The following is a 23,868-nucleotide window of genomic DNA, read 5'->3' as shown; positions in this document are numbered from 1 at the left end:
CGCGCAAACCTATTTCAATGTTTCAATGTCAAGCTTTGAAAGCATTTCTTTCGTGATTTTGCGGGCTTCATCCGTTGAAGACGCCCTTGCAAGCAAAACCGCCATTCTGCGATGCCCCTTAACCTCGGGCTTCCCGAATATGCGCATGTCGGTCTTGGGAAGAGCCAAAACTTCTTCAAGGTTGCCGAAAACAACCTCATTGCAATCCCCTTCGACAACAACCGCCCTGCTCGCCGAAGCCCCGAAATGCTCGATTTCAGGAATGGGCAAACCCAAAATCGCGCGGGCATGCAGGGCAAACTGCGACAGGTTTTGAGAAATCATCGTGACCATCCCCGTGTCGTGCGGGCGCGGAGAAACTTCGCTAAAAATCACCTCGTCGTTTTTTATGAAAAGCTCAACACCGAAAATGCCGAATCCGCCAAGCGCGTCCGTAATTTTCTTTGCATACTCCTGTGCGCGGGAGACGGCTTTTTCAGACATCGCCGCAGGCTGCCAGCTGACGCGGTAGTCTCCGCTTTCCTGCCTGTGCCCGACGGGCTTGCAAAAAGAAGTTCCGCCGATATGGCGCACGGTAAGCATTGTTATTTCATAGTCGAAGTCAATAAAACCCTCGACGATAACCTTTCCTGCTCCGGAACGGCCTCCGCTTTGCGAATAGTCCCAAGCCTTTTTAATGTCGGCTGCGGTTTTCACAACGCTCTGCCCGTGCCCCGAAGAACTCATTATGGGCTTTACGACGCACGGAAGACCTATCTTTTTTACGGCTTCCTCAAATTCTTTTTCAGTGCTTGCAAAAACGTACGGGGAAGTCCTCATGCCCAACTTTTCCGCGGCGAGAGTTCGTATGTTTTCCCTGTTCATCGTAAAATTTACAGCCTTGGCGGTCGGCACGACGTTAAAGCCCTTTTCTTCAAGCTCGATTAGCTTTTGAGTCGCGATGGCTTCGACTTCGGGTATTATAATGTCGGGCATTTCCTTGCGGATTACGCCTTCAAGGGCGTCTGCGTCAAGCATTGATATTACATGGGAGCGGTCGGCTATCTGCATCGCGGGGGCGTTTGCGTACTTGTCCACTGCGACAACTTCAACACCGTAGCGTTTCAACTCTATTGCGACTTCTCTACCAAGTTCGCCACTGCCCAAAAGCATGGCCTTCTTCGCGCTTTTTTTGAATACCGTTCCTATTTTTACCATAAGAAAACCCTTATTTTTATCGCAATAATCAAAACGCCTTCATTCGGCAAAGTCAAACATTAAGGAATTTATCGTTAGCATTTAAAAGAAGTTTCCGATTAGTAAAAAAACAATTCAAAAAAAAGGCAAAAAAATGAAATCAGACAAATTCATAGGCTTGATTCTCGCACTGGCGGGATTATTCTGTATCGCATTCCCAATCGCAACCTCAATATCCGTTGAAATAATCGTTGGCGCATGCTTCTTCGTTGGGGCAATATTTACGCTGTTTCAGTCTCCGCGGCAAAAAGGGGGATGGGACAAGGCGATATATCTGGCAATCGCGGTATTGTACGCAATCGGCGGCTTTATAATGCTCGCCTACCCCGTGCAGGGAACATTTATGCTTACAATGGTAATCGGCGCAATATTTTTGACGCAGGGAATTTTCACCCTCTTCTACTGGGCGGCAAAGAAAAAACGCCACGCAAACACATCGATGACCCTGCTAAACGGCATAGTAAACATCCTGCTTGGCGCGATAATCCTGCTAAACATAAACGCGGGGCTTGGATTTATCGGACTGCTTGTGGGTATCAACCTGCTCTTTACGGGCATAACAATACTAATGCAGCCGAGCCTTCCCAAAGAAGAAATCTGAAAAACGCCGTTAAAAACAAAAAAATCGGGGAAAGCATACCCCGATTTTTTTGCGCCCGAAAAAAAGCAATCAAAACGCTTGACAAAACAAAGAAATATGATTGTTCTATTTCTTTTATTTAATGGTGGATGTAGCTCAGTTGGTTAGAGCATCGGATTGTGGTTCCGAGGGTCACGGGTTCGAGTCCCGTTATCCACCCCATAAAACCAATAAACGCAAAACTGACGCAACCTAAAAGCAACAGTTTTGCGTTTTTTTTGCGCCCTGACATTTTTATGCAGTATTAAAAGGTTTATTTTGAATAAAATTTGAATATCATTCCTTCCATTGCTGATGCATAGAAAAAACAAGGCGTAAAAAACATTAAAAGCAAAAACAACTTTTTCATAAAGCTCCTCCCAAAAAAATATTTTATATTTTTATATGATTTTATGGAAAAACTGTTCGGCGTAAAGGTAAAAGTTGCTTATAAAGAAAGATTCTTCAAACAAGCAAAAGAATCATGCCTAAATACTTGCGAATGCAAATGAGAATACAAATGGGCAAAAAATCTATCTATTACGAAAGCGTTAACTGTAAAGTATGTGATGTTTTATAGGTGTGAACTTTGGGACGTAAAACAAAAAATAAACAGAAAACCAAACCCTGATTAAAAAAATATATTTGATACGCCGTGTTGGAATGGAGACGGATTTTCGTTAAGTTGCTTGATAGGTTGCGAGTGTGTAAAACAAACCCTAACTAAAATTCAGCTATTTGATACGCGAAATTGGAATGGGTACGGGATTGCGCCAAGCTGTTTGATAGGTGGGAACTTTGGGTACGTAAAAAAAACGGAAGAAATGCCCGATGAGTACATCCCAAAAAGTTTTCTTCAAAAACATTTTTGGAAACCCTGTCTGTTGTGTTTTGCGAACACGCAAGTTGCGAAGCAAGTTTGTGGGTAGCATAATTTGCGAAGCAAATTACCCCGAAGGGGCGAGAACAGCGCGGATTAGCGAAGCCAACCAAGCGAGCGAGTGCAATGGAGTGCTGACCACGTTTTAAGTGGGTAGCTTTGCCGAAAGATAAAGAGCCGAGCGTAGCGAGTGCCGAGACTTGCGAAGCAAGCGAGTACAAATGGGTAAAAAATCTATCTACTATGGAAGCGTTAGCTCTTTATCTTTCAGATGTTTGATAGGTGGGAACTTTGGGTACGTAAAAAAACGGAAGAAACGCGCGATGAGTACATCCCAAAAAGTTTTCTTCAAAAACATTTTTGGGAACCCTGTCTGTTGAGCTTTTACGAGCGTCGGCGAACTTACGTCCGCAAGTCGAAGTAAAAGCCAACATGGAGCGCGAGGGCGGAAAAAATCCTTTTAAGGAAGCGTAGCTGTAGAATTCCAAAAAGATTTTATCTTTTTTCCGCCCGTTTTATTCCGTTTTTTTAGAAGAGGACTTGCAAAGACGCCCTAAACGCATTCGACATCGCGCGCGACGCCAAAGGCGTTTGGTTTTCCGTATTGCCGACCGCACCGCGATATTCGCCCCATTCATAGCCGAACGAAACCTTAACCGCGGGAATGACGTACCAGTTTACCCCCAGATAAAAAGTCTGAGCCTTGTTGTACAAGTTGTAAACGTCCCCGGGAGTGGAAAAACCGCCCATTGTGACGGGATTGAAGCCCATTGAATCTGTCGAAAGCCAGGAAGCGCGGAATATCGGCTCTATCTTTCCGATTTCGTCCATATCGAATTTATAAGACAAAATGAAATTTATGCCCTGAGGGAAGGCGTCTTTGTTTGAAGCGTATTTGCCGTCTTCGACCCCTTGTATGAAATATTCGGCAATAAGAGTGAAGTCGTTATATCTAATCGTGAAGTAAGGATTTACGCCCCAAACTTTGTTTTTGTCGTCCCCGTTTTTCACAAAGCCGCCGTTGGCGTATCCGAAGTTTAAGCCCGCGTCCCAATACATCGGCTTATCCCCCAAAAATCCTTCTTCGTGATACGCCAAATTTGCATAGAAAGACAAATCGTTGTTGCCTTCGTAATTCGCCTTGTACGCGCTGCTGCCCTCATACGAATTGCCGCCGACAACAGAAACGCCATAGCTTAAACCCTTTACCTGCACAATGTCTCCGCTCCAAAACAATCCGATTGCGCGGGAGCCGAAATTCTTCATAACGTCATCGCTGTAAGCATTGGGGCGCGTGAAAAACCATGTCGCGACAGAGCGTTCGATGGTGAGCAAATCGAAGTCGTCCATATTCTGCTCATAGCCCATGTTGACTTTTTTCATGCCGACATCAAACCTGCCGGGCAAAAATTCCCAGTCGAACTGCTTGGAGATGACAACCTTGTCCAAATAGTTGCGCTTGACGCCCTCGGAGCCGAAGTCTGCAATTACGTCAATCAGCCATCCGCCGATGATTTCCGCGCTCAAGCCAACTTTGACGTACCGAAGCTCAAAACCGTTCGTGTCTGCGGCGCCATTTAGGTTATTCGGGCTTTTCACGGAATTTTTGCCCCATGAATACCATGCCTGCACTCCGCCGCCGATAGTCAAAATTTTCGTATTCACGCTCGAAGGAGTCACAACCACGCTGTCCTTTATGAGCCTACGAGCCTGATCTTCGGTGAGCGTCCCGTTTTTTACAAGCGTTTCAAGCAAACTTTTGTCTTGCGCGCCTGAAATCGCAGTAATAAACGCCATGAGGGCTGTCAAAAAAATCTTCTTCATTGAACGTTAAATTTTTTGTCTTTAAAATTGTTCAAATAGAAAATCTCACATATAAAAAAGAATGCAAGCCTTTTTATCCGCAAGGCAAATTTCGCGTTCAGGAGGTAAAAATCAGCTCTTTTTCGATAATTTCGCCAAACTCAAAATCGTCCAAAATTCTCGCGCCCGATTTTACGGCGGAGACGAAACGGACAGGAACGCACGCGCAGACGGCAACACCCTCGTGGCAATAGGCTTTCTTGCGCACCGCGCCGAAATCCTCCAAGAGAGTTATCAGCTTGTAATTGCTGTGCGGCACCAAAAACTTCATTGTTTTTGCCTTGTCCGACACAAAATCTTCAAGCCTTGCAATCAACTCGTCCATGCCCTCTTTGTTTTTTATGCTTGCCTCGATTGAGTCGGGACAGTCGAATTTAAGAGCGTGCAGGGCGAACGGGTCTTTTACAGCGTCGATTTTGTTTAGCAATGTTATGCATGGCTTTTCATTCGCCCCGAGCTGAGACAGCACTTCCATCGTGGTTTTGACATGCAAATGCGCGTCCGAATTTGAAGCGTCCACAACATGTATCAACAAGTCGGCAAAAGCCGCCTCTTCCAGCGTCGATTTAAAGGCGTCGATAAAATTGTGCGGAAGTCGGCGCACAAAGCCTACGGTATCGGTAATCAAAACGGAAGAGCCGCTTGGAAGCTTCAGCTCCCTCGTCGTCGGGTCGAGAGTCGCGAAAAGCTTGTTTTCGGCAAGAACACCCGCACCCGAAAGATAGTTCATAAGAGAGGACTTCCCCGCGTTCGTGTAGCCAACAATGGCGACGGTGGGAATATCCGACCTGTCGCGCCTCTTGCGCTGGGTTGCGCGGACTTTGCCGACAAGCTCTATGTCTTTTTTGAGCCGTGAAATTCTTTCAACGACCCTCCTTCGGTCGGTTTCAAGCTGACTTTCACCCGCGCCGCGCTGGGTTACGCCACCGCCGCGCTGCCTGCTTAAATGCGTCCATGCCCTCTTCAAGCGCGGCAGGCTGTAAACAAGCCGCGCAAGCTCGACTTGCAAGCGGGCTTCTTTGGTAGTTGCCCTGCGCGCAAAAATTTCCAAAATAACTTCCTGCCTGTCGATTACGCATTTTCGGGTTTCATGCTCCCAGTTTCGTTGCTGGGCGGGAGTGATTGAATCGTCAAAAACAATGCAGTCGGCTTTGAGCTTTTTCGCCTCGCGCCTGATTTCAGCAAACTTGCCCGCGCCCACCAAATAATGGGGATTAGGCTCGCGCAGATTGACGCAAATGCTTCCCGCCACTTCAAAGCCGATATTTTCCACAAGCTCCGCAAGCTCGTCCAAAAGCCCTCGCGCAAACTCTTCGCTTTCTCCGTCCTTGCGCAATCCGACCAAATAAGCCTTTTTTAATTGAAGCGGCTCGTCTTTTGAATTAGTGCGCTCCACCATGCCAAATAATTTCTTTCATCTTAAAGACATTGTTGCCATTTTATAAAAATCCGCAAGCTGATTTTTCGACATTTTCTTTTTCAACTTTACAAAAGCGGCGATAAATTTAAGTCTTTTTAGCATGAAAATTTTGCGTACAGTTTTGTTTTTTGCATGCTCAATTCTTTGCGCCTCATGCGCTTCACAAAAGAAAATCGCCTTCGGCTACGGCAAGTCGATACACTATTGGGGAGACCATGAAAATAAAATAATGTGCGAAATTCTAAGCGACGCCGCAAACGCCGCATTCGGCGAAAAGGCTTTCGCAAGCGCGGTAAATTTAGACGAAAACGCCGATTTTGAAAGCCTTAAAAAATACGACGCAATCTATGTGATAGCGGAAGGCGAAGACCATCACCCGTTCAAGGGCAAGAGCGGCCTCATAAAATCGCTAAACGAAAACGGCACAAGCTTCGCGTTTGTCCACTACTCCACAACTCCGACAAAAAACGACAATGAAGACGCCATAAAAGACGCTATCGGTGGCGTTTACGAAACGTATTTTTCGGTAAACCCCACGTTCGAGGCAAAGTTTGAAAAATTCGCAAAACATCCTGTTTCAAACGGCGTAAAACCTTTCGTTTTAACAGATGAAATCTACTTCAACATACGCTTTAAAGACGGCGCAAACATTGCGCACATTGCAAAAACGACGCCTCCCGATAAAGTTCGCAAATTCATGTTCGGCCCGCACACAGGCAACAAATTCGTGCGCGAAAATTTGGGAAGGGAAGAGACAATCGCATGGGCGTATGAAAACCCGAACGGAACGCGCGGCTTCGGGCTTACGGCGGGGCATGCAGTTTGGGCGTTGAAAAATCCCGACTTCTTTAAGATAATGCTAAATTCAAGCGCATGGCTTGCCAAAATAGAAGTTCCCGAAAACGGATTTGAGGCAAAAACGCCAAGCGTAGAAGAAATCGAAAAGAAAATTACAAAGGAAAAACGCCCCGACATAATCCCATACAAGGAACGCTGGCAAAAACAAATGTCGCAATGGCAAAGTTTGGATTGACTTGAAAGCCCCGTTTGGGAAAAATCAAAACCAATAAACTTCACTATGGGAAAAGCCGTTTACTTCATTTGCGCCGACGACGAATTCATCGCCGACAACCGCGCTCAAGAAATCTTTGCAGAGCTTGCAAAAGACGCGGTTTGCGACATGTCAAAGGAAGTGGTGCAAGGCTCGGCAGGCAACTCTGCCGACGCGCAGAAAATCTGCGCCCAGGCAATCGAAGCCGCCGCCACAATGTCGCTTTTCGGCGGCAAAAAAATTGTGTGGCTCAGGGGATTGAACTTCATAAACGACGCAAACGGCCGTAGCAAAGACACGCAGGCGGCTCTCGAAAAGATGGCTGAAACCGCCGCCAAATTCAAACCCGACGAAGTCGCATTTTTGATAAGCGCGTGCCCTGTTGACAAGCGCAAAAAAGCCTTCAAGATGCTGAAAGAAATTTCGGAATTTGAATCGTTTGAAAGCGCAAACGCGACAGAAGCGTGCATGCAGCTCTTGAAAACTCGCGCGGAAAAACTCGGCGTTGAGCTTGGCTATGACGCGGCGGAAATTTTGATTTCAACGGTGGCGGCAAACCCGAGAATGGCGTTGCAGGAGCTTGAAAAGCTCGCCTCTTATGTCAATTTTCAAGGCAAAATCACAACAAAAGACGTCCTAACCCTCGTGCCGATTTTCGGGGAGGGAAACTTTTTCGAGTTGGTTTCGCTTTACTACGAGGGCGATTTGGAAAAATCTGCCGCAGCCATACACAGATATTTTTTCACGAACAAAAACGCGAGCGCGCGCCCCATTCTCACAAACTTGCAACGCCAAAATTCAATGCTTATCCAAATCAGAGCGTTGATGGACGATGGCAAGCTTCCCAAAACCGACAGGTGGCTTCCGAAAGGTTCTCTTGAAAGGCTGGCGGACGAATACGCCGAAGTTTTTAAAAGCGATTCAAAGACAGCCTACAACATCTTCACCCAAAATCCGTTCGCCGTTGGCAGGCTCGCGCCGATAGCGTCGAAAACCCCCTTAAAAAAGCTTATCGACAACCAAATGAATTTCGTTAAAGCCTTTGAAGAGCTGATAAAGCGCGGCTCAAACTCAGACGAGCAGGTTATGCGCGAACTTTACCTGAAAGCCTGATTATTTCAAAGGCTCAACGCCGTCTAACATGTGGCGCAACAAAAACAAGTCGCGAATTTTTCCCTGGGCATCCTTCGATACCGATATTTCTTCAAAACGCTGGATGTTTGCGGCTTTTTCCTCGTCAGTCTGCGGAATTTTCGCACCTCCCAAACCATGGTCGGCTCCCGTCACTTCTATATAAATCAAGTCCGCGCCAAGCTTTTTTGCCTTTTCAGCCATGAGTTTCGACGCCTTGTAAGACACCAAATCGTCCTTGGAGCCGTGAATTATTAAAACAGGGCATGAAGAACGGCTAAGATAATTTATGGGGCTTACTTCTTCGGCAAGAGCTATGCGCTTGTCTTTCGGATTTTTCTCCTTCAAAAACTCAAACGAATTGCCCTCGCATTCTTTTTGAAATTTACGGATTTCATCGAGAGAACCGCCCATCAAACGCGCAAAACAACCCGCACCGTAACTTACGGTTCCCTTGTAGTCGGCTTCCGGATTTACGAAAGAAACGGCGGGGGCAAAGCCTATCGCGCCGACAAACTTCGGCTCGTACTTTTTAAGAGAAGGGTCTCCCACAAATTTGTCGTTTGGCGAAAGCGCCGCAAGCAAAGACAAATGCCCGCCCGCGGAATGCCCCGTCGTAATCATTCTGGTGGGGTCGATGCCGTATTTTTTGGAATTTTTGACAAGGAAACGCAAGGCGTCTTTTACGTCCGTTATGCAGTTTGTTATGTCCGTCTTGCCGTCTTCCGCAAAAGTGTAGGATATTGTGGCAACGGCAATGCCCTTTTCATTCAATGCCTTTGCCCAAGGGCCGCCGACATGGTACCTGTCGCCGCCGTTCCAACCGCCGCCGTGAATGTTCACAAGAATCGGCGCGCCGCCCTTGAACTTCTGCTCGCGCGGCAAAACGATGTCCATTGTGACGTCTTTGCCTTTAAATTTTTTGTAAACGACATCGCGCTCTACATTCAACCCCTTGTAAAGCCTGTCCGCCCTCTGCTTTATTTCGGCAAGCTTTTTAGCTTCTCTTTCCTGCGCGGATTGGGCGAAAACACCTGAAATTAACGATGCGGCAAGCAATGCAACTAATACTTTTTTCATACGGCAAGCAATATTTTTATACATAAAAAATGAAAACTGAAATTTTCGGCTTTTTCAAGAACAAAAGAGCTTCCACAAAACAGCAGACCAAACTGCAATCAAATTGATTACGGCAAAGAGCACCGCCGCGCTTCCCATATCTTTTGCGCGCTTTGCAAGCGGATGAATTTTATCTGTGCAAAGATTTACGCACTCCTCTACGGCGGAATTTAGAAGTTCGACGATTAAAAGCAAGAGTACAGAACCAATAAGCAAAAGCTTTTCCGAAATTTCCGCATCCAAAAACAGCGCAAGCGGAATTAAAACGGCAGACAGAGCAAACTCCTGCCTGAAAGCCGCCTCATTTTTCAAGGCGTTTTTTATGCCGTCCCAAGAATAGGTGAAAGCCTTTAAGATTCGGATAACCCCTTTGTTTTTGCGCGGCGCACTCTCCATTTTACTCCCCTTCCTCATCGGAAATTTCTTCCGCGCTCGGAAATTCCGCGCCCCTTACCGCGCGCCAATACGCCAACGCCAAAAAGGAATTCATGCGCCTGCGGGCGTCTTCCGAACAGTCTATGCTCTTTACATCCCGCAAAACGCCGTCATAAACCACGCAGTATGGATTAAGAGGCTCTACCGTCCGCTTTTCCCCGAACATCGGAGTTCCCCAAGCCTTGTACTCAAAGCCTTTGTCCGCCAACAGCTCAACCAATGTCGGAATGATGTCTATATGCGATGTAAAGCCCAATTCGTTTTGAAGCCCCGCATCCTCTATCGGCTTGCCCGTGAAAATCAAGGGAACGCACATCTTGTATTCGATGTCGTCTTCCAAGTACTTCGGAGTAAGACGCGCATTGTGGTCGCCCGTTATTATAATCAAGGCGTCTGAATATTTCGCGCGAATGTTGCGCACAAAATCGCCGATGGACTTGTCGGCATACCACATGTGCTGAACCTTGTTTTCGAGAGGGCTGTCGATGACGTTGGGGCAACCTTCCTTTTTCAAGTCAACTTCGTACGGAGGGTGGTTTGAAACAGTCAAAATTACGTTGAAAGTCGGGCAGTCGAGCTTGCGGTCAACAATGTAGCGGTAAAATTCCTTGTCAGGAACGCCCCATTCATACTGAAAATAAAGCGGGCTGATTTCGTCCCCCCCAATGGCTTCGTCAAAACCCATTTTCTTGCAGAAAGAGCCAATGTCACACCAAGACATAGCCGCGCCGCAAAAAAAGCTCGTCTTGTAGCCAAAACTTTTCATCAAATTGGCAAGCGAAAAATCGGTCGGATAGTCTTTTATGCAACCGGGGGAAAGAACGGCAAAAGGAATGCCGCCCAAAATGCAGGTGGTTGTGTCGGAAGTGCCTATTCCCGCGGAGACCGCGCGTTTGGAAGAAAGCCCCTTTTCGCAGAGCTTCAAGGTTTCGGGCATTAAATTGCGGCTTTGATGCTGCGGCGCAAGAGGCCACGCAGAATGACTTTCCGCAATGATTAAAAATATGTGCGATGGCTTCGATTTAAGCGGAGAACCCTTTGCAACGCGCTTCAACCCGTCGTCAATGTTATTAAGTTCGCGCCCCCCGCCCAAAAGGGAATTTGCAATGCCGCGAAGCTCCGATTTTTTCACGTTGAAAAAGCTTATGGAATCTTCAAACGTCAGAAATTCAAAGTGCGTTTTAAGCTCGAAACGCAGGCAGTACGCGGAATTGGGTATCAAATTGTTCAAAAACGGAGACTCCGAAATTACCGCGCTCGTGGGAGTCAGCGGCTCGCCGTCGAAATCCGCGCCCATCATGCAGAACGCGCAAAGCGGGGCGCAAAGCGCAAACGCCGCGATTTTCGTGCGCATTCTGTTAAAAACGGCGCATTTAGACGTCCGCATGTAAACGAATTTCACCGAAAGATAAATTAGGAACGTGCAGACCAATATTCCCAAAAAGATGGGAAATATAGGATAGCTTTTCACTATCGTCATCATAATCGCGCGGAAGTCGTCGTAAAAGATGCCCAGTATCCACTGGTTGAACTGGCTTTTGTACTCGTAAAAAAAGCAAATGTTCAAAACCGCCAAAAACAGCGATAAAGAAAGAATAAAGACATTGTATGAAATCTTCGCCTTTTCAATCCAACGCCCGTCGCGCCAAAAAATCGCAATGAAAGTCAAAACAAACGAAGGCAATATGAGATAAGACGACGTCATCAAATCAAACCGCACTGAAAGCCAAAGCCACTTGCCCGTAATAAGCTCAATCTTATCCGCACCGAAAAGCAAAAGCAATACCGCCCTGCCGATGAAATATACCGCAAACAGCTGGCAAAATAAAATCAAGTCTCTTATCAAATATTTCATTTGTAAAATTAAGGCGCAGTAAAGAATTTGTTAAAAATTCGCAAACATGCAAACCTGTGCATTATCTTTAAAACTAATAAACTAAATCGGAAATTTCAAACCTCTTCAAGAAAAATCAAATTTTGCGCTTTTCAAAAAGCGGCAAAACAATCTAATCTGAAAACCATGCAATACAAAGAAATAAGAAGAAAAGACAGAATTTGGAATTCGGAAGAATCCGACGAACTGCTATCCAATGCAGAATACGGATTTTTGGCGTTCGCCGACGAAAATTCAGGATACGGAATTCCCATAAGCTACGCCCGCGAAGAAAACAAGCTCTACTTCCACTGCGCGCCCGAGGGCAGAAAGCTCGAAGCCTTAAAAAACTGCGCAAATGTATCGTTTGCAGTTGTCGGGAAAACGAGAGTCCGCCCGAATGAATTTACGACATCATACCAAAGCGTCATTGCTCAAGGTAAAATCTTGCAAGTTTTCGAAGAAGAGGAAAAGCGCAAGGCACTGCGCCTTCTATTAAAAAAATATTCAAAGGGCTTTGAAGACATCGGGGAAAAATACATAGATTCTTCCATCGGAAGAACGGCAGTGCTTAGACTCGACATCGAGTTTGTCTCCGCAAAGACAAAGGGCGAAAAGAAAATGCAAAAATGAACGCCTACCTGCCCAAAAGCCTGCCAAAATAAAAAAGTCTTAAAGGCATAATGTAAAAATACCTGTAAAAAAACACGCTCACCCTCCTGTAAAAAGGGAATTTAGACTTCTTTTTTCCGTATCCGCCGATGGAAGAACCTCTTTTTTCCTCTTCAGAGGGAGACGGGAAAACAGAATATTGGCGGATGTTGTACTTGTAAAACTTAACCATTTCGTGGTCGAACGGAACAGTCATGGGCAAAAGCTTTTCGACCAGACTTTCGGCGGCTTTGCGGTTTACAATATACGCTCCCGATTTTTTCTTTGAAAAGAGGGACGCAACAAGCTTGTATTTGCCAAACAAGCCGCAAACCTTGACATTGCCCAATCCCTTGTCGGAAGCGGCGTTGAATTTTATGAAATCCCAACGGAAATCAAGAGCCAGAACACTCTCCAAAACCTTTCTGAAATCCGAATTGAAAACCATGTCATCTTCGAGAATAAGCCCATGCTTCTTTCCCGATTTCAGAAAGAGCTTCAACGCCTCATAATGGCTCAAATAACAGGCAATTTCATTCTTGTTTGTAAATTTTCCCATATTGCGCCTGAAAGCCGCCTCATTGAAAATCCCGCCGTTTATTTCCAAACTTTTACCTTCAACCGCAGGCATTCTCACATAATCCAAGCCCATTTGCTCCAAACGCGCGGAAATGCGGGACAGACGCTCCGTATCGGAATTCAAATTTATCAAAATAATTTGAACATCATCCATAAAACGACAAAATATAATTTAATAGTTCTATATTTAATAACGGATTGAAGCTGTCAAAATTAAAAACATAAAATAATTTGGATTTTTTTAAAAATTTTTCTTGCAAAAGCAAAAAGCATTCGTATCGTATATAAGCTTTAAATCGAGCTACGTCCCTATCGTCTAGCCCGGTTAGGACATAAGATTTTCATTCTTACGACCAGGGTTCGAATCCCTGTGGGGACGCCAGCTTGAAAAGCCTGCAAACAAGAGTGTTTGCGGGCTTTTTTTTTGTTCCAAGGGGATGAGAACCCTTGGGTTCGACGCCGAAGGTGGCGCGAAGCGACAGCCTGAGACGGTGGCTTTTTGCATTCGCAAAAAGAGCCGAGCGTAGCGAGTGCCGAGATGGCGCGGATTTTGCAAAGCAAAACCAAGCCGCGAGCACAATCCCCGTGGGGACGCCAGCTTGAAAAGCCTGCAAACAAGACGTTTGCGGGCTTTTTTGTGTTTGGCAGGGATGGCATAAATTGCATTTGCAATTTACCCAAAGGGCAAGCGAAGCGCAGTGCAATCCCACGACAAACGCCAGCTTGAAAAATTACCGCAGGAAACTGCGGTTTTTTTATGCTTGACGGGAATGGCATAAATTGCATTTGCAATTTACCCAAAGGGCAAGCGAAGCGCAGTGCAATCCCACGACAAACGCCAGTTCAAAAAGAGGTTTGCGAAAGCGAACCTCTTTTTTTGTATTCCTACGGGATGAGAACCCCTTGGGGTTCGACACCGAAGGTGGCGCGAAGCGACAGCCTGAGACGGTGGCTTTTTGCATTCGCAAAAAGAGCCGAGCGTAGCGAGTGCCGAGACGGCGCGGATTTTGCAAAGCAAAACCAAGCCGCGAGCACAATCCCCGTGGGGACGCCAGCTTGAAAAATTACCGCAGGAAACTGCGGTTTTTTTTATGTTTGATGGGGATAGCATAAATTGCATTTGCAATTTACCCAAAGGGCAAGCGAAGCGCAGTGCAATCCCACGACAAATGCCAGCTTGAAAAATTACCGCAGGAAACTGCGGTTTTTTTGTGTTTGGCAGGGATGGCATAAATTGCATTTGCAATTTACCCGCAAGAACAAGCGAAGTACAGCACAATCCACCGACAAGCGATTTACAAAACTTGTCCCGTCTTTATGAAAAATCGCGGAACTTTAATTTAATGAACCGATGACTTTGAAAAAATATTTATAATTACACACCCAATCATAATCAGCGCAATTCCAAGTATTGCGGGAAAATCAAGATTCTGCTTGAAGGCAAAAATCCCTAAAAAAGATATGACGACAATCCCAACTCCGGACCAAATTGCGTAAGCTATGCCAAGCGGAATCGTCTTTACGGAAAGCGACAGAAGATAAAAAGAAATTCCGTAAAAAACCAACAAAACCGATGTCGGAAGCAAATTCGTAAATCCGTTTGAAAGCTTGACAAGCGAAGTCGCCATAATTTCAAAGACGATTGCGGCAAATAAAATCAAATAGGCATTCATAATGAAATAATCTCCCAAAACAAAAATTCGTCAATCCGTAATTTTAAAAGAGATTCCTATAAAATCTCTATCAATGCTTTTCTTTCTATTGTCAGGATTTGTGGAATAAATAAACTCAATGCAATGAGCTCTGTTTAAGCCAAAAAACATAAAAAAATTTTGTAGATTTTTTGGGAAAAGCGGGAAAATATGGGCAATTATCAACAACTTATGAAATTTGAATTTTTAGCGAAAAACACAAAAAAAACGACTTAGGAATTTCCTAAGTCGTTAATTATCAAATGGTGGTAAGGACTGGATTCGAACCAGTGAACAGCATAACTGAACGGATTTACAGTCCGCGCCCTTTAGCCACTTGGATACCTTACCAAGCATTTTTGAAAGTATTACACAGTACAAATTTTTTATTCTTTGCCAAGCTTTTTTTTAAAAAATTTTTAAATCGCAAAAAAAGCAGGGCAATGCTTTGCCCCGCCCCGCCTAAATCTCCGAAATTGCCATGCTATTTATACGAGTTTTTGCGGACGGGAGGCATTTCTGTCATTTTGCTTTCGCCGCGCAGAATTTTGCCTATTTCCCCCGTAAGGTATAGGTAATAGTCGCTTCCCATACCCTCGTTTGTAAGGAATTTGCAACCGCCGAGTTCAGTAATGTCGTCTCTTATTTTAAATATTGCCGTGCCTTCGTCAACTTCGTCAAACATTGCAACGTATATCATTTTTGAGCCGTTGTCTATCATCGCCTTTGCGAGCGTCCAATAAAATTCGCCCTTCAAACGGGGAGCGCTGTTAAATTCCGCCGACTGCCCGCGGGTTTTCATGAGGTTGTACCAGCTAAACCCTGGATAAATGACGGGGGCGTAGTCAACATTCATTTCCTCGCAAAACTTGACGTCTTTTGAAACCCTGTCGTTTAGAAGTTCAAGAAGCGCGTCTTTTGTCTCTTTTGTTCCGTCGAGCTTAAACCTGCCGGGATTCCACGGAGAAACCACGTCGCACATTTTCATGATTTCGTGAAGCTTCGGGTCGGGCAAAGTGTCCAAGTCGAGAGTGCGGAACGTAGGCGGAACGCCAATCATAATCGAGCAACCGCCGTACTCCTTGTCTTCCTTCAAAAACTTGATGAACTTTTCGATGCCCATTGTTTGGAGGTCGTATGGTCTATCGACAAACCCAAGCCCCCAAATTGAAACGAGCGGTTTGCCGTTGTGGAAAAGATAGTTTGTGTTCTCGCCGCCTGTGATTTTCAATTCGTCAACCAAAAACTTCCAGTCGTCAATGAGCCTTTGTGAAATATCCTGCCCCTTGCGCGCGCCCGACAAGTCGTACATCACAACCAGAGCCCTGCCGTATTTTTTCGACGCCTCCTGCGCGTTTTTCAAAATCTTAACGCCGTCATGCCGATAATGCGGATTGGTTGTTCCGAAAAATCTTTGAACCATCGCGCCGTCAATGTCGTACTCTTTCATCCATTTGAAATGGGTATCGACAGTCTGATAGTCGTAAGAAGAAAATACCTTAACGGGCTTGCCGTCTTTTATGAAACCGCTCTCATAGCGGTTTTCGTATTCCGACATTTCAGGAAGAGCCTCAACAGTGCAGTTGTTTTCGGAAAAACCGCGCGAACCCCAATGAACCCAGCCTCTGCCTGAGCCGTCGCCCTTTGCCCTGAACCAGCCCTGGTAGCCCGCCATAACTTTGCCCTTGTAGCTCGTATGGATTGGATTCGTGCCGTGTTTGGACTGGGCGGAAAGCGAAAGAGACGCAAAAGCCGCAAGTCCTAAGAACAAAATTTTCATTTTATGCATAAATAAATAAATTCCCCCGTTATAAAATGTTGCGTAAAAATTTTATGCGTAAAATAGAGTCTGTTTGAAAAAAAATAAAGCCTTTTTTGAGGCGCGATGCAAAAATTCAAACAAAATCCGTAAAAATGGAAATATCGGCGGCGTTTTTCACAATAAATGACGCGGGCAATTCGGGAGATTTTTTTGCGATGTCTGAAAACAGACGCCTCAATGCTTCCTTTTTAGCGTCGCCCAAAACAAGCATGAAAATTTCATGGGAATTTAAAACGGCGTTTGCGGACATGGTAAGGCGCATTTGCCCGCTTTCAGGATGCCTTGCGGGAACAAACATCCGCTTGGTCGTCAAGGCCTCTTTATCCCCCGAAAAAATCGAAGCCGTATGCCCGTCCGTACCCAAGCCGAGAATGACGCAGTCGAATTGCGGAGTGTCTGCGCAATATTTTTTACCCGCGTCTTCAAGGACATTGAAAACTTCGCGCTCATACCTCGCCGCTTCGTCTTCGGGCGGCAATGTTCCGTCTATTTTAAAAATCTGCGAATTTGGAATTTTAAGCGGCTCGAAAAAATTCCTGTACGCCTCTCCGAAATTGCTTTCGCTTGAAGAGTCTTCAACCATTCTTTCGTCAACCCAAAAAAAGCGCACGGAGCTCCAGTCAATTTTTTTTGAGAAGAAATCGCGCCATATTTCAAACATAATCTTAGCGGTGCCTCCGCCCGAAAGCGCAAGGTTGAAAAACCGCGATTCGCGCATGGCAACCAGCGTCTGCAACGCATTCGATAGCGCGAATACCGCATCTTTTGCGTTCTTAAAATTTTCAAAATTTATCATTTTTAACTTTCAGTTGGTTCTATTTTGCAAACGTCGGCATCGCGCAGTTCTTTAAAAACCGGCGGGAATACCCCCTTTTCATATACATGCAAATTTTCCCTTCCTTCCATGCGCCAAAAGTTTAAAATCGGCTCGACAAACTTCCATGAATAGCTTTGGGAATCGTTGCGGGCAAAGAGAGTGTTGTCGCCTAACATTGCGTCTAAAAGCAGACGCTCGTAGGCGTCGGGCAAACGCTTTGGAGAAATGGACTTGTAGTTGAAGTCCATGTTAACCTGACGAACCTCAAAACCCGCCCCCGGAACTTTAAGCCCGAACATGAGCGATATGCTCTCGTCGGGATAAATCCGAATAGTAAGGGAATTGCAGGACGAGCCGCAGCACTGCCCCTTGAAGAGTTTTTGCGGCGCCGCCTTAAACCTTATTGCGATTTCCGAAGTTTTTTCGGGCATTGCCTTGCCCGTTATGATGTAAAAAGGCACTCCGCCCCAACGCCAGTTTTCAATAAAGAATTTCATCGCAACGTAAGTTTCGGTCGAAGAATTTTCCGAGACGCCCTTTTCCCGCGCATATCCCAAATATTGGGCGCGTATCACGTCGGCTTTAATGTCCGAATCGGACAGCGGTTTTAAACTGCGCAAGACCTTTGCGATTTCGTCTCTTATTGATTCCGAATCGAAAGTTGCGGGAGCTTCCATTGCGACAAACGCCATGAGCTGCAAAAGATGGCTTTGAACCATGTCGCGCAACGCCCCCGCGCCGTCGTAATATCCGCCCCTGTTTTCGACGCCCAAAGTTTCAGACGCGCGGATTTCCACAGAATCTATGAAATTCCTGTTCCAAAGAGACTCGAATATTCCGTTTGCAAACCGCAAAACCAATATGTTTTGCACAGTCTCCTTGCCAAGGTAATGGTCTATTCTCAAAATCTCGTTTTCTTCAAAAATTTTCAAAAGCTCGGAATTTATGTCTTGCGAACTTTCAAGGTCGAAGCCGAAAGGCTTTTCAACTATTATCCGCCTGAAACCGCCCTCTTTCGACTTGTTAAGCCCCGCTTTTTTCAAGGCGCGTGGAATTATGCGATACATGTCGGGAGGAGTGGCAAGATCAAACAAAATATTGTCGGGAATTTCCGTCTTTTCGCGGATTTCAACAAATTTCTCCCGAAGCCGAAAATAGGAATCTTCGTTTAAAGTGTCTATGCAAAGATAAAACACGCGCGACAAAAACGAGTCCAAGATTTCCGAATCAGGCTCTTTGTCCTTCAAAAAACTTCTTATGTTTTCACCTGCATACTTTCTGAAAGACTCGTCGTCGAAGTTCGTTCTCGACACCCCCAAAACGGCAAATTTTTCGGGCATCATTCCGCGCGAAAAAAGCTCGTATAGCGACGGCATGAGCTTCCGCTTCGCAAGGTCTCCAGAAGCTCCGAATATCGCCAATATTTGATTCTTGGGTCTTTCCATTTTCACTCCCATTTCGTATGGAAAAATTCTCCGCGCGGCGCGTCCGTCCTCTCGTAAGTGTGCGCCCCGAAGAAATCTCTCTGCGCCTGAATCAAGTTGGAAGGGCTTTCCGTCTGGCGCACAAAATCAAAATACGCGAGCGCGGAAAACATTGCAGGCATTGAAATTCCGCCCTGCGCGGCAAGGCTTGAAACTTCCCTCAAGCTGTTCACGCTTGAACGGATTTCCTCCGCGAAAAATTCGCTAAACAGCAGATTTTCCAAATCGCAGTCCGCGGAAAACGCCTCTGTCACCCTGTCCAAAAACTTCGCTCTTATTATGCACCCTCCGCGCCATATCTTGGCGATTTCTCCAAGATTTAAATTCCAGCCGAATTTTTTCGATGCGGCGGACAATATTGAAAAACCCTGAGCATAGGCGATTATTTTTGCGGCGTACAAAGCATTTTCCAGCACCGCGCCCATCGCCCCGCTTGGCATGTTGAATTTGCATTCCGAACCGAAAATCCGCGCCCCCGATTTGCGCATTTCAACCATGCCCGACACAAACCTCGCAAACAGAGCCTCCGCGATGCACGAAATCGGGCTGCCAAGTTCCGCTCCGCTTTCGACGCTCCACTTCCCGGTGCCTTTCTGCCCCGCGGCGTCCAAAACCAAATCGAGCGAAAACTGCCCGTTTTCGTCTTTGTGCCGCAAAATTTTTGCAGTGATTTCAATCAGGAAACTTTCGAGCTTTCCGCGGTTAAACTTTTCAAAAACTTCCGCCATTTCCTCGTTGGAAAACTTGCCGCTCTTTCGCATGGTCTGATATATTTCCGCAATCATCTGCATGTCGGCGTATTCAATTCCGTTATGGATTGTCTTTACGAAATGCCCGCTTGCGCCGCCGCCAATCCATTCGCAGCACGGCTCCCCGTTCGGGAGCTTGGCAGCTATCTTTTGAAGGTACGGCTTTATTTTGCCCCATGCCTTTTCGTTCCCCCCGGGCATAATCGAAGCCCCGTTTCTCGCACCTTCTTCGCCTCCCGAAATTCCCGCTCCGACAAACAAAATCCCGCTGTCTTCCAGTTCATCGAGCCTTCTTGCGGTATCCTTAAAATTTGAATTTCCGCCGTCGATGACAATATCGCCGCGGCTTAAAAACGGCAGAAGCCCCCTTAGCATTTCATCTACGGCATCGCCCGCCTTCACCATCAAAAGGATTTTTCTCGGGCTTTCCAAACTCTGCGCGAAATCCTTTAAATTAGTAAATCCCAAAATTTTTTTGCCTGCGCCTTCACCTCTTAAAAAAGCTTCAACCGCATTTTTTTTGCCCTTTGACAAACGATTGAAAACGCTGACTTTCACGCCTTTGTCCGCCAAATTTAACACTATGTTCGAGCCCATTACGCCCAAACCCACAACTCCGAATTCAGATTTTTCCATAAATAAAAAAGATTTACGCGCTCTTTATCGGAAAATTTCAGCCGTCCTAAATAATGACGATGTTTTTTTAAGTCTTGACCAATGCAATTTATGTCAAATATTCTTATTTCTTTTATTTGAACAAATATGCACGATTTAATATCAAACGCCATCGAATTTTTTATGCGCGCGCCGTCCGCAAGGCTTGCGTGGGTATTATTGTTTTCCGCAAGCGCGTTTGAAGTCGGATTTGCCGTCATGCTGAAATACTCGGAAGGGTTTACAAAAATCATTCCCTCCGTTTTCGTGTGCGTTTTCGCGATACTTAGTTTTGCGTTTCTAAATTTGTGCATACGCACCCTGCCCGTTGGAACAGCTTACGCGATTTGGACGGGCATAGGCGCGCTCGGAGTCGCAACCTATGGGATTTTTATTTTTCACGAACCTTTCCAGCTCGCAAGGATTTTGTGCCTTGCGTTCATCCTGATAGGCGTTGTGGGGCTTCCGCTTCTTTCAAACCACTCTTAAAAAATTTGAGTCGCTTAAACGCGACTTTTTTAGCGTTTTTTGTTTCCGAAGGATTTTTCCTTGAATTTGCTTTTGCCCGATTTTGCGGAAAAGCCGCGCGTTTTTTTAAGGACATCGCGCTGCTGCCTGCGCTCGGCAAGACCCTTGTTCACTTTTATCGGGGAAAAATCGGGCGCAATTTCAGAACAGTACATCGCAGCCCCCATAGTCATCGGAAGCGGAATGAAATCCTGAACCTGCTGCAAGCTCCAATTCGATTTAGCAAGAAACTTGTCAACCACTTCCATGTTCTCCGCGGTGCATCCGGGGAAATTTGAAATGAAATACGGAACCATAAACTGGCGTTTGCCGACGCGCCTGTTCACTTCGTCAAAAATCTCCTTGAAAGCCTCGAACTCTCCCGCCTTGCCCTTGCGCATGAGGCTTAAAACCCTGCCGTCGAGATGCTCGGGCGCGACGCTGACCTGCCCCGAAACGTGGTCTTTTATTATCTTCCTCGTCTGCCTCGGCTGGGCAAGAGCCAAATCCAGGCGAACCCCCGAATTTATGAAGCAGTGCCTGACTTTCGGAAGCTTCATTATCGAGTCCAAAAGCTCCATCAAAGGCTCTTCTTTCGCATTGTAATTTTTGCAAAAAGACGGGAATAGGCAAGAATAACGCCTGCACTTCTTGCAAATTTCGGGGTCGCGGGGGGAATGCCCGTAAATATTGCCCGCCGCCCCTCCGATGTCGCTGATTGTTCCGCGAAAGAACTTCTCCTGCGAAAGCCTCTTTATGCTCCGCAGCACGCTTTCCTTGCTGCGCGAAACCAAATGCCTGCCCTGATGCGACACCAATCCGCAAAACGCGCACCCGCCGGGGCATCCCCGCACTACGGGTATGGATTCTTTTATCATCTCCCACGCGGGAATTTTTTCCTTGTACGAGAAATGCGGCAAATTCGAAAACGGAAGCTCGCAAAAATAATCGAACTGCTCCTGCGTCAAAGGCGGGCGCGGAGGCTCGACAAGCAAAATTCTGCCGCGCGTCCGCTGGACAAGCCTTTTGGCGTTCCACGGATTTGTTTCAGACTCCGCTATTTTTGTCTCGCGCATTATCGCAAGCTTGTCGGAGCATATTTCCTCAAAACTCGGAAGCTCCCTGCAATCTTCCCCAAGCTCGAAAGATTCGCTTTCCTTCCCTCCAAGATAACGGCAAGTTCCGCGAATGTTTTTGAGGTCTTTGCCGTCCCTAAGCCTGCCGAAAATTTCAAGCATCGTAAGCTCGCCCATGCCATAGCAAAGCAAATCCGCCTTGGCATCGACAAGCACACTCGGGCGCATTTTATCCTGCCAATAATCGTAGTGGGCAATGCGCCTTAAACTTGCTTCAACCCCTCCCAATATTACCGTTATTCCGGGGAATGCCTGGCGCGCAAGCTGGCTGTAAACAACCGAAGCATGCGGCGGACACCGCCCAAGCTCCCCATTTGGTGAAAACCTGTCCTCCCTGCGAAGACGCCTGCCCGCAGTGTAAATCTTTACCATCGAATCCATGTTGCCGCTTGCGACGGCGCACCCCAAACGGGGTCTGCCAAACGCCTTTAAGGAATCGGGATTTTTCCAGTCGGGCTGGGCACAAATCGCAACTTTGTACCCCGCGTCAAGCAAAACCCTCGCAATCAGAGACGGACCGAAAGTAGGATGGTCCACATAGGCGTCTCCCGTAATTACTAAAATGTCAATGCCGTCCCAACCCCTCGCCTCAACCTCTTCGGGAAGCATCGGAACAAATTTCAAAAGAATGTCGCGTGGAAAAGACATAAAAATTTATCCGCCATATAAACATATTTTCCGCGCGGCATGCGACATTTTTTTATCTAAAAATTTCCGAATATTGCAAGCCATACGCAGTCCTCGGAAGTGCGCCTTACCCTGTGCAAAACATGCCGTTTTATAAGCAAGCCGTCCCCCTTTTTCAAAAACGCGACTTCGCCTTCAAACTCTATCTGCGCCTCGCCTTGCAACACCCAAACCTTCTCGTCTTCCTCTTGGTCATACCAAAATCCATCAGGAGACGAGGCTCTGTTTGAAACAATGCGCTCAACCCTGAAATTTTCCGACTGCGCCAAGATTTCGGTTTCTTCCGAACCGCTCCGCAATCCGACCATGCTGAAAAAATTATCCATAAAAATATTTTTAAACATTCCGCAATTTTCCGACAATCGAATTTTTTGTTGATTGAAAAAATTTTTCATGCAGACTTTCCTTTTTTATGGCAAAAAAATTTACGGCACTTTTTGACTTGGACGGAGTGATTGTCGATACCGAAGCTGAATATACAAAGTTTTGGGATAAACAAGGCGCTATCTACCACCCTGAAATTAAAAACTTTGCGGCGGGCATCAAGGGCAATACCCTAACGCAGGTATTCGACAAATTTTTTGCGGACAACCCCGAAGCCCAAGCCAAAATAACGCGGGAACTCGATATTTTTGAGCGCGAAATGCCTTACGATTACATCGAAGGCATACTCGAATTTCTTGACGCCATAAAGCGCGCGGGGACAAACACGGCAATCGTCACAAGCTCAAACGAGAAGAAAATGCAAAGCGTCTTCGCGCGCAGACCCGAACTTCGCGGCTTTTTCGACGACGTGATTACGGCAGAGCGCGTAAAAAAATCCAAGCCCGATCCGGAATGCTACCTGCTCGGAGCGTCAATTTTCGGCGCGGATAAGACAAGCGGATTTGTCTTTGAAGACTCAAACGCGGGGCTTGCGGCAGGCAAGGCTTCGGGATTGAACGTCATAGGGCTTGCGACTACATACCCGAAAGAGAAAATCGAGAAGTTTTGCGTGGATGTAATTCCGAATTACAGGGGATTGGATGCTGCATTTTTCGACAAAGTATTGGCTAAGCAAAAAATTTGAAAAAAAAGCTTGCAAAACAAAAATACTTAAACAGTATTGCAAACTTTCTTTTATGAAAAACGGGCGGTTAGCTCAGTTGGTTAGAGCGTCTGTCTTACACACAGAATGTCACAAGTTCGAGTCTTGTACCGCCCACCATTTAGAAAAAACGCGAACTATGTTAAACAGTTCGCGTTTTTTTGCGCCCACAATCTTTGACGGAGAACGGAGTTTTGTACCCATCAACAAGACGAGAACTTGTGAAACAAGTTCGACCACAAAAGTTTTGGGGTCAACACCAAAGAGAGTGGATTTTAGTGAAAGACGCCGCATAGAACCAAGACCCTCAATCTGTAATTTTGGAAGTTTCGATAACCATAAGCCATTCGTTGTATCAGTTTCATTTTTCTATGGAA

The 23,868-nt window shown here is 46.1% G+C and carries 24 protein-coding genes and 4 tRNA genes; 9 read left to right on the top strand and 19 right to left on the bottom strand.

Annotated elements, in window-relative coordinates; genetic code table 11:
* Positions 1 to 9: 9 nt before the first annotated feature.
* A complete protein-coding gene (gene purT, locus MOX91_RS01915; protein WP_370396387.1) occupies positions 10 to 1,197 on the bottom strand; it encodes a formate-dependent phosphoribosylglycinamide formyltransferase in 1,188 nt (395 codons plus the stop codon).
* A 133-nt stretch (positions 1,198 to 1,330) separates the two neighbouring features.
* Between purT and MOX91_RS01910 the strand changes: the two genes are divergently transcribed.
* Both MOX91_RS01910 and MOX91_RS01905 read left to right on the top strand, forming a co-directional pair.
* On the top strand, positions 1,331 to 1,837 hold the full coding sequence (locus MOX91_RS01910; protein WP_370396386.1) for an HdeD family acid-resistance protein: 507 nt from the start codon (positions 1,331 to 1,333) through the stop codon (positions 1,835 to 1,837).
* Positions 1,838 to 1,961: 124 nt separating this feature from the next.
* Positions 1,962 to 2,038: transfer RNA gene (locus MOX91_RS01905), tRNA-His, on the top strand.
* Positions 2,039 to 3,263: 1,225 nt separating this feature from the next.
* On the opposite strand, the gene MOX91_RS01900 is transcribed toward MOX91_RS01905, so the two are convergent.
* The gene (locus MOX91_RS01900; RefSeq protein ID WP_370396385.1) at positions 3,264 to 4,559 is read right to left on the bottom strand and encodes a putative porin; all 1,296 of its coding nucleotides are present in this window, start codon (positions 4,557 to 4,559) and stop codon (positions 3,264 to 3,266) included.
* A 97-nt stretch (positions 4,560 to 4,656) separates the two neighbouring features.
* Entirely contained in the window at positions 4,657 to 5,997 is a 1,341-nt protein-coding gene (gene hflX, locus MOX91_RS01895; protein WP_370396384.1) for a GTPase HflX, read from the bottom strand.
* A gap of 121 nt (positions 5,998 to 6,118) precedes the next feature.
* Here hflX and MOX91_RS01890 point away from each other — a divergent pair, with 121 nt between their 5' ends.
* Together MOX91_RS01890 and holA are read left to right on the top strand one after the other, a co-directional pair.
* Entirely contained in the window at positions 6,119 to 7,051 is a 933-nt protein-coding gene (locus MOX91_RS01890) for a ThuA domain-containing protein (protein ID WP_370396383.1), read from the top strand.
* 45 nt (positions 7,052 to 7,096) lie between these two features.
* Positions 7,097 to 8,182, top strand: a complete 1,086-nt coding sequence (gene holA, locus MOX91_RS01885) for a DNA polymerase III subunit delta (protein WP_370396382.1) — start codon at positions 7,097 to 7,099, stop codon at positions 8,180 to 8,182.
* On the opposite strand, the gene MOX91_RS01880 is transcribed toward holA, so the two are convergent.
* Genes MOX91_RS01880 through MOX91_RS01870 form a run of 3 tightly spaced genes read right to left on the bottom strand, consistent with a single transcriptional unit; the run spans position 8,183 to position 11,609 of the window.
* Complete coding sequence (locus MOX91_RS01880) at positions 8,183 to 9,280, bottom strand: prolyl oligopeptidase family serine peptidase (RefSeq protein WP_370396381.1); 1,098 nt, start codon at positions 9,278 to 9,280, stop codon at positions 8,183 to 8,185.
* 54 nt (positions 9,281 to 9,334) lie between these two features.
* The gene (locus MOX91_RS01875) at positions 9,335 to 9,715 is read right to left on the bottom strand and encodes a diacylglycerol kinase (protein WP_370396380.1); all 381 of its coding nucleotides are present in this window, start codon (positions 9,713 to 9,715) and stop codon (positions 9,335 to 9,337) included.
* A 1-nt stretch (position 9,716) separates the two neighbouring features.
* Positions 9,717 to 11,609 (bottom strand): LTA synthase family protein, encoded by a 1,893-nt coding sequence (locus tag MOX91_RS01870; RefSeq protein WP_370396379.1) that lies wholly within the window; start codon positions 11,607 to 11,609, stop codon positions 9,717 to 9,719.
* A 165-nt stretch (positions 11,610 to 11,774) separates the two neighbouring features.
* On the opposite strand from MOX91_RS01870, the gene MOX91_RS01865 reads away from it, so the two are divergent.
* On the top strand, positions 11,775 to 12,260 hold the full coding sequence (locus MOX91_RS01865) for a pyridoxamine 5'-phosphate oxidase family protein (RefSeq protein ID WP_370396378.1): 486 nt from the start codon (positions 11,775 to 11,777) through the stop codon (positions 12,258 to 12,260).
* Positions 12,261 to 12,264: 4 nt separating this feature from the next.
* Here MOX91_RS01865 and MOX91_RS01860 read toward each other — a convergent pair whose 3' ends face one another.
* Positions 12,265 to 13,011, bottom strand: a complete 747-nt coding sequence (locus tag MOX91_RS01860; protein WP_370396377.1) for a glycosyltransferase family 25 protein — start codon at positions 13,009 to 13,011, stop codon at positions 12,265 to 12,267.
* A gap of 151 nt (positions 13,012 to 13,162) precedes the next feature.
* Between MOX91_RS01860 and MOX91_RS01855 the strand changes: the two genes are divergently transcribed.
* Positions 13,163 to 13,239: transfer RNA gene (locus tag MOX91_RS01855), tRNA-Glu, on the top strand.
* Here the strand turns inward: MOX91_RS01855 and MOX91_RS01850 are convergent.
* The 8 genes from MOX91_RS01850 to gnd all read right to left on the bottom strand — a co-directional run bounded on the left by MOX91_RS01850 (position 13,205) and on the right by gnd (position 20,056).
* Positions 13,205 to 13,471: a hypothetical protein gene (locus MOX91_RS01850; RefSeq protein ID WP_370396376.1), complete on the bottom strand. Its 267-nt coding sequence runs from the start codon at positions 13,469 to 13,471 to the stop codon at positions 13,205 to 13,207. The genes MOX91_RS01855 and MOX91_RS01850 overlap by 35 nt on opposite strands.
* Before the next feature lie 179 nt (positions 13,472 to 13,650).
* On the bottom strand, positions 13,651 to 13,968 hold the full coding sequence (locus tag MOX91_RS01845) for a hypothetical protein (protein WP_370396375.1): 318 nt from the start codon (positions 13,966 to 13,968) through the stop codon (positions 13,651 to 13,653).
* Between the two features lie 229 nt (positions 13,969 to 14,197).
* On the bottom strand, positions 14,198 to 14,530 hold the full coding sequence (locus tag MOX91_RS01840) for a DMT family transporter (protein WP_370396374.1): 333 nt from the start codon (positions 14,528 to 14,530) through the stop codon (positions 14,198 to 14,200).
* 282 nt (positions 14,531 to 14,812) lie between these two features.
* Positions 14,813 to 14,899 (bottom strand) — tRNA-Tyr (locus MOX91_RS01835).
* A gap of 133 nt (positions 14,900 to 15,032) precedes the next feature.
* Positions 15,033 to 16,328, bottom strand: coding sequence for a glycoside hydrolase family 99 protein (locus MOX91_RS01830; protein ID WP_370396373.1), 1,296 nt, complete (start codon positions 16,326 to 16,328; stop codon positions 15,033 to 15,035).
* A 115-nt stretch (positions 16,329 to 16,443) separates the two neighbouring features.
* Entirely contained in the window at positions 16,444 to 17,166 is a 723-nt protein-coding gene (pgl, locus tag MOX91_RS01825) for a 6-phosphogluconolactonase (protein ID WP_370396372.1), read from the bottom strand.
* Between the two features lie 2 nt (positions 17,167 to 17,168).
* Positions 17,169 to 18,632, bottom strand: coding sequence for a glucose-6-phosphate dehydrogenase (gene zwf, locus MOX91_RS01820; protein WP_370396371.1), 1,464 nt, complete (start codon positions 18,630 to 18,632; stop codon positions 17,169 to 17,171).
* A 2-nt stretch (positions 18,633 to 18,634) separates the two neighbouring features.
* Positions 18,635 to 20,056 carry a decarboxylating NADP(+)-dependent phosphogluconate dehydrogenase gene (gene gnd / locus MOX91_RS01815; protein WP_370396370.1) on the bottom strand — a complete coding sequence of 474 codons (1,422 nt, stop codon included), beginning with the start codon at positions 20,054 to 20,056 and terminating at the stop codon, positions 18,635 to 18,637.
* Between the two features lie 126 nt (positions 20,057 to 20,182).
* On the opposite strand from gnd, the gene MOX91_RS01810 reads away from it, so the two are divergent.
* The gene (locus MOX91_RS01810; protein WP_370396369.1) at positions 20,183 to 20,563 is read left to right on the top strand and encodes a DMT family transporter; all 381 of its coding nucleotides are present in this window, start codon (positions 20,183 to 20,185) and stop codon (positions 20,561 to 20,563) included.
* Between the two features lie 29 nt (positions 20,564 to 20,592).
* On the opposite strand, the gene MOX91_RS01805 is transcribed toward MOX91_RS01810, so the two are convergent.
* Together MOX91_RS01805 and MOX91_RS01800 are read right to left on the bottom strand one after the other, a co-directional pair.
* Positions 20,593 to 22,365 carry a YgiQ family radical SAM protein gene (locus tag MOX91_RS01805; protein ID WP_370396368.1) on the bottom strand — a complete coding sequence of 591 codons (1,773 nt, stop codon included), beginning with the start codon at positions 22,363 to 22,365 and terminating at the stop codon, positions 20,593 to 20,595.
* Between the two features lie 56 nt (positions 22,366 to 22,421).
* Positions 22,422 to 22,730 (bottom strand): cupin domain-containing protein, encoded by a 309-nt coding sequence (locus tag MOX91_RS01800; RefSeq protein ID WP_370396367.1) that lies wholly within the window; start codon positions 22,728 to 22,730, stop codon positions 22,422 to 22,424.
* Positions 22,731 to 22,816: 86 nt separating this feature from the next.
* Between MOX91_RS01800 and MOX91_RS01795 the strand changes: the two genes are divergently transcribed.
* Together MOX91_RS01795 and MOX91_RS01790 are read left to right on the top strand one after the other, a co-directional pair.
* Complete coding sequence (locus tag MOX91_RS01795; protein ID WP_370396366.1) at positions 22,817 to 23,473, top strand: HAD family hydrolase; 657 nt, start codon at positions 22,817 to 22,819, stop codon at positions 23,471 to 23,473.
* 61 nt (positions 23,474 to 23,534) lie between these two features.
* Positions 23,535 to 23,611, top strand: a tRNA-Val gene (locus MOX91_RS01790).
* On the opposite strand, the gene MOX91_RS01785 is transcribed toward MOX91_RS01790, so the two are convergent.
* Complete coding sequence (locus tag MOX91_RS01785) at positions 23,582 to 23,785, bottom strand: hypothetical protein (RefSeq protein ID WP_370396365.1); 204 nt, start codon at positions 23,783 to 23,785, stop codon at positions 23,582 to 23,584. The genes MOX91_RS01790 and MOX91_RS01785 overlap by 30 nt on opposite strands.
* On the bottom strand, positions 23,767 to 23,868 hold a 102-nt coding region (locus MOX91_RS01780), incomplete at its 5' end, for a transposase (protein WP_370396569.1). The genes MOX91_RS01780 and MOX91_RS01785, both read right to left, overlap by 19 nt.

This window comes from Intestinicryptomonas porci, from assembly GCF_033971905.1.
In the GTDB taxonomy this organism is placed as follows: Bacteria; Verrucomicrobiota; Verrucomicrobiia; order Opitutales; family Intestinicryptomonadaceae; genus Intestinicryptomonas; species Intestinicryptomonas porci.
The sequence above is the reverse complement of the archived record's forward strand: the minus strand, read 5'-3'. Positions and strand labels throughout refer to the sequence as shown.